The organism is Mesorhizobium sp. M1A.F.Ca.IN.020.06.1.1 (assembly GCF_004023265.1).
Classification (GTDB): Bacteria; Pseudomonadota; Alphaproteobacteria; order Rhizobiales; family Rhizobiaceae; genus Mesorhizobium.
The window spans coordinates 1-1,621 of the sequence record NZ_RZSR01001161.1 but is presented as its reverse complement, the minus strand read 5'-3'; the positions used below and the strand labels follow the sequence as shown (position 1 = coordinate 1,621).

The following is a 1,621-nucleotide window of genomic DNA, read 5'->3' as shown; positions in this document are numbered from 1 at the left end:
GCGTTCGATCAGCGGCAGCGTTCCCCGCCCGATCGAGCCGAAGCCGATCATCACGACAGGGCCGGTGATTTCACCGTAAACGGGCCAGTTCTCATTCGCCATTTTTTCGTATACTCCTTCAAACATGGGAAAGTCCGGCATTTTTCGCCGGTAGCCCTACATCACAGATCATTGCCACAAACCAGCGAAAACCGCCAACCGACGGCCAAACCGGCCTGGCGGTTTGGTTAAGCCACCATGGCCATGCCGGCGAGGTACGAAACCAGCCGGTCGCGGTCCGCGCTCAAACCCTTGTAGTCGAGCTGCGCCTGATCGAGAGCATTCAGCTGGTCGGCGAAGGAGGCCGCAAGCGCGACCTTGTCGGGGTGACGGGCAAGCACCGCCAGCGGGTCGAGATGGATGCGAATGGTGAAAAGGATGTCGCGCGACACCGGCAGCTTGCGCAAGGTCTGACGCTCGACGCGAATGAAGGCATGGGCGTTGATGTCACCATCCGAAAAACGCGTCGGACGGTTCGTGGCACGGTCGATGCGCTCCCCGTTGGAAAGCGGATGATAGAGCGCGTCGCCCGCCTGGATCGACCAGTTGAAGCGCTCGACCGCTTGGCCCTGCAGGCCGTCGAACATGCGGTTGATGAGGTCGGCAGGCCGCGTGCCGGGGCCGAAGCCGGGCACGGGCGCGTGGATCTGTTGCAGCGGCTTGCCGAATTTCTCCTGGAGCGACCAGGATGACGGAAAGCAGAGCGAGCCGGCGGCGAGCCGCCAGCCGTTATCGCCGCGGCGCATGATAATCAGGTCTTCCTGCACCAGCAGGGACGCGTGGGCGAGCGGCGCCTTGTTCAATTCGGGCGGCAGCGCGTTGCTCGCGCTTTCGAGGCCCACGACCTCGACATCCGAGCCGGCACCTCGGTGGGTCTCGGGATGTTTTGCCGGAAGATAGCCGGCGAGAAGGTCGAACACTTCTTGCTGTGCATCGCGAGTCTCTTCCTCCTCGACAAAAATCTTTTCCGGGATCTCCGCGTAAAGCCGCCGCTTCTCGGCGAGATGGGGCAGAAGGAAATGATCGACCTCGATCCAGCGGTTGAGCTCGAGCGGCTTCAGGCCGATGGTGAAGAGCTTTGAGGACCCGTCATAGGGCGTATGGGTCGGTTGGCGAATGGTCATGCGTGCCTGGTGCTATCCAGTTGATGTCTCCCAGCCTCAATCAGCCGAGTTGCGCCGGGATCAATCCGCGCAGTGAGTTGCCGACGAAGATCGCCTGCGCCGACTTCAGATCGTCGAAGGTGTAGATCGCTTCCGCGGCGCGGCCTTCGTCCAGAAGCTCGCCGCGCAATACTCCAGGCAGCAGGCCGCAATCAAGCCGGGGCGTCACCAGCACCCCGCCGCCGAAATCGGCGAACAGATTGGTGATCGTGCCTTCGCAGATTTCTCCGCGCTCATTGGCCAGCAGCACCTCGTCGGCCTGGGTGACGAGATATTCGGCGCGGGCACGCGTGTACAGATGTCGCCGGCTGGTCTTGTGGCGCAGCAGCATGTCGGCGGAATCAAGCCTGACCCGGGCCATTTGCAGCCGCCAGACCTTGTCGGCGACGAGCGGCTCATAGGGCTGCACGGATGCGGTC

General features: G+C 62.7%; 2 protein-coding genes. Both read right to left on the bottom strand.

Annotated elements, in window-relative coordinates; translation table 11 throughout:
- Window positions 1-227 precede the first annotated feature (227 nt).
- Window positions 228-1,163 carry a DUF3445 domain-containing protein gene (locus EOA60_RS32045; RefSeq protein ID WP_095823420.1) on the bottom strand — a complete coding sequence of 312 codons (936 nt, stop codon included), beginning with the start codon at window positions 1,161-1,163 and terminating at the stop codon, window positions 228-230.
- A gap of 40 nt (window positions 1,164-1,203) precedes the next feature.
- Window positions 1,204-1,621 (bottom strand): aminotransferase class IV (locus EOA60_RS32040; protein WP_128312557.1); only part of this gene is annotated, 418 nt, incomplete at its 5' end.

Excerpts from the sequence above, each read along its gene's own strand:
- EOA60_RS32045 (WP_095823420.1), bottom strand. The coding sequence starts at position 1,163 with ATGACCATTCGCCAACCGACCCATACGCCCTATGACGGGTCCTCAAAG.